Genomic DNA, 3,050 nt, shown 5'->3' with positions numbered 1-3,050 from the left:
CCCCCGCCGGATCCGGTCACTTCTTGCTGGCTTCGCGCAACGCCGAGTAAGCGTTGAGATAACCGGCGCCGACTTCCCAGGAGGCACGTCCCGCCATCGGTGTGGCGGTACGCTCGATCAGGTCCTTGACCTGGTCCGGGGTCAGGTTCGGATTGGCCTCCAGCACCAGCGCCACCACACCCGCCACATGCGGCGTGGCCATCGAGGTGCCGCTCATGGTGGTGTAGAACGGCAGCTGTGCCGGCGCGATCAGCTTTTCGTCCTTCTGCGCGGCCAGCGGCGGCAACAGGCCGGTGGAGGCGCGGGTGGAGATGATGTCCACGCCCGGCGCGGTGATGCTGGGCTGGTTGATGTGGGTCCAGCTCTTGCCGTCGGCGGTGGTGAAGGTATCGCGCTCGCCGGCCTTGCCGCGCGAGGAGAAGTCGGCCAGCGTGCCGTCGACGTTGCCGGCGGCGACCGAGATCACCCACGGCGCCTGCGCATACGGGTTGTGGGTGTCCTCCTTGGGACCGTCGTTGCCGGCGGCGAACACGCTGACGATGCCGCGCTTGTACAGCTCATAGGTGGCGACGTTGACCGGATCGGCCGGATCGAACTTGCCGGAGGTGCCCCAGGAGTTGCTGACGACGCGGATCGGATCCTTGAAGCTGTTCTGGTGCGAGGCCGCGTAGTCCAGGCCGCCCACCGCATCCAGCACCAGCAGCACACCGCTGGAGCCGTAGCCGACCAGGCTGGCGCCGGTCGCCACGCCGCGGTACTTGCCGCCGGACTGCGCGCCGCTGCCGCCGACCGTGCCGGCGCAGTGGGTGCCATGGCCGGAACCGGCGTCGGTGTTCGGCACGCCCTCCAGGTAGGTGACAGGCAGCATCGAGTTCAGATTGTGCAGGTTGGTGTTGGCCAGCACGTTCTGCACCACGCGGTCGCCATAGGCCAGGTCGCGGTGGGTGGCATCGATGCCCGAGTCGTTGATCAGCACGCCGACGCCGCGGCCGGTGTACGGCACGGTGCGGCCGAAGTCGCCCGGATTGCTCTGCGCGCGGTCGACCCCGGTGGCCTGGCGCGCGTCCTGGTTGAAGTAGCGCAGCGGGGCGTTGTAGTAGATCGAAGCGACGTCGTCGCGCTCGGCCAGCGCCAGGATTTCCTCCGGCGTGGCCAGCGCACCGGCGATCGGCAGGGTCTGCATGCTGACGCCGCGGGTGATGCCCAGGTCGTGCAACACGGTCAGCTGCGCCGCCGAGACCGGCTTGGACTGCTTGTAGGTGATGACGATCTGCAGCTCGTCGGTCAGCGGCGTGCTGGCCAGCTTGGACTCCAGCAGGCTGTCCAGATGCGCAGCGGCTTCGGCCTTGCCGCCAGCGAAGACGCCGCTGGCGAGCACGGCGCAAATGCCGATGGCGAGTGCGGGACGACGGATGGGCATCTGGAATCTCCGGTTGGTGGGCCCGGGACGGGCGGGTGACTGCAGCCTGACGCGGCCGCGCGGTGGCGCCTATCCGGGATCGCCCCTACTGCGCGTGGGTGGAAACACCCAGGGCCGCGTGCATCGCCCGTACGGATCGGTATGATCGGGACGAAGGCCGCTGCCGCGCGCCGCGGTGCCGGGCGGAACGCAGGCGCGGTGCGCAGTGCTGGCACATGCAACAGGGGGTTTCAGATGCACACGATGTTCGCAAGGGTTTGCCTGCTGTTCTGCGCCGTCGCGGCGTGCGGCGGGCTCGCCGCGCAACCGCTGCCGGTGCAGGTGGACGTGAGCGGCAATGTGGCGACGGCGGCCATCGGCGCCGGCCCGCACCCGCTCGCGGAACTGACGCTGGAGTTCGACAACGCCAGCGGCCTCAGCCCGGCCAACCTCGGTCTGAGCGCAGAACTGCTGACCCCGGCCCAGGTCACGGCCTTGCTGCCGCGGCTGCCCAGCACGCAAACCGGCCAGGTGCCGTCGCAGTTGCCGCTGCTGATCACGGTGACACCGCCACCGAGCGGCGGCCTGACGTTCCGGCGCGTCGTGCATGTGGAGCTGCACACCCATGCGCTGGCCTATACCGCCGACAGCACCCTGCGCCTGTTCAAGGCCCCGGAGGGCGGCGATTTCCGCGACATCACCGATGAGATCGCCCCGGGCAGCGTCCGCGCCCGCGGCACCACCGGCGGCTTCTCGCAGTTCATCGTGCTCCACGACCTGCGCCCGACCGCCAACGTGCTGGCCGCCAAGCTGAACCGGCTGCAGGCGCTGGTGGCGCAGTTGCCCGCCAGTGAGGCGGCGCCGCTCGCCGCCATGCTGAACAGCGTACAGAGCGCCCTGGCCAATGCCGACGACACCGCCGCCACGGTCGCGCTGGACGGGTTCCGCGAGCAGGTGTCGTCGCGCGCCGGCCATGGCATCGCGCAAACCTGGAACGCCGGCATGAGCGCAGGCAACCCCGCCGGCGAACTGCTGGCCGGCGCTGCGACGCTGCGCTTCTCCATCGACTACCAACGTCTCTACGCGCCTTGAGCGCTGCGGGACCGGTCGCACGCACCGCGACGGAGGACACGCCGCGATGCCCGCGCGCCTGACTGCCTACCTGCCCGACGCGCCGGCACCGACGCTGCTGCTCGCCGCCGGGCAGACCCTGGCGATCGGCCGCGCGGCCGACAACGCGCTGGCGCTGGAACACCCTTCGGTGTCGCGCTGGCACGCGCAACTGCAGCCGCAGGCCGACGGCCACTGGCAGTTGCACGACCTGGGCAGCAAGAACGGCAGCTACCGCGATGGCGTGCGGGTGGCCGCGCCGATCGCGCTGGAGACCGCGACCTGGCTGCGCTTCGGCGACATCTACGCCGAGTTCGCCCCACTCAGCCCGGCCGATGCGGAACTGGCCGAACGCCGCCAGCGCGCCCGCTGCGATCGCGCCACCGCCCTCACCCAAGGGCTCGCCCAGATCGGCGGACTCGACGATCTGCTCGGCGCCAGCCTGGACGCGGTGGTCGAACTGGCCCAGGCCGAACGCGGCCTGCTGGTCCTGGCCGAGGCGCACGGCCAGCGCGTCGCGGCCAGCCACGGGATCGGGCCA

General features: G+C 70.8%; 3 protein-coding genes. 2 read left to right on the top strand and 1 reads right to left on the bottom strand.

Features of this window, described 5'->3' with window-relative positions; translation table 11 throughout:
• Positions 1 to 16: 16 nt before the first annotated feature.
• A complete protein-coding gene (locus tag D588_RS0111105; RefSeq protein ID WP_017912698.1) occupies positions 17 to 1,420 on the bottom strand; it encodes a S8 family serine peptidase in 1,404 nt (467 codons plus the stop codon).
• Between the two features lie 243 nt (positions 1,421 to 1,663).
• On the opposite strand from D588_RS0111105, the gene D588_RS0111100 reads away from it, so the two are divergent.
• Both D588_RS0111100 and D588_RS26125 read left to right on the top strand, forming a co-directional pair.
• On the top strand, positions 1,664 to 2,491 hold the full coding sequence (locus D588_RS0111100; RefSeq protein ID WP_232764281.1) for a DUF6689 family protein: 828 nt from the start codon (positions 1,664 to 1,666) through the stop codon (positions 2,489 to 2,491).
• Positions 2,492 to 2,537: 46 nt separating this feature from the next.
• A partial coding sequence (locus tag D588_RS26125; protein ID WP_017916029.1) for an FHA domain-containing protein occupies positions 2,538 to 3,050 on the top strand: 513 nt, incomplete at its 3' end.

Source organism: Xanthomonas sp. SHU 308 (assembly GCF_000364645.1).
In the GTDB taxonomy this organism is placed as follows: domain Bacteria; phylum Pseudomonadota; class Gammaproteobacteria; order Xanthomonadales; family Xanthomonadaceae; genus Xanthomonas_A; species Xanthomonas_A sontii.
This window is presented reverse-complemented; position numbering and strand designations above follow the sequence as displayed.